This is a genomic window from Psychrobacter sp. W2-37-MNA-CIBAN-0211 (assembly GCF_040309405.1).
Classification (GTDB): Bacteria; Pseudomonadota; Gammaproteobacteria; order Pseudomonadales; family Moraxellaceae; genus Psychrobacter; species Psychrobacter glaciei.
Map to the genome: position 1 here is coordinate 1 of NZ_JBEOOU010000426.1, position 251 is coordinate 251.

Here is a 251-nt window from a genome sequence, read left to right on the forward strand (position 1 = left end):
GTGCTGGCGATCCTGGCCGACAGCATTGAGCCAAGAGGCTAAACACATGAACGGCGCATCGCTTCGTCATCAGCCCCCACAAGCACCGAGCCGCAAGCCGGTGCCACGGGGTGCAAGCCGAATGGTGGCTAAAGAGCCGATGTCTTCGCGCCTGCCAAAAGCCAACTTTGGTTTTATCAAGGCGCTGTTCTGGCCGGTGCTGCTGGTGGTGTTGGGCTTTGGTACATACGAAGGCGCGCAGCGCCTGTTGC

General features: G+C 60.2%; 1 protein-coding gene. It reads left to right on the forward strand.

Annotated features, from left to right (window positions below):
• Window positions 1–46: 46 nt before the first annotated feature.
• Window positions 47–251, forward strand: a 205-nt coding sequence (locus tag AAEY72_RS15740; protein ID WP_352311570.1) for a hypothetical protein, incomplete at its 3' end; no start/stop codon positions are given.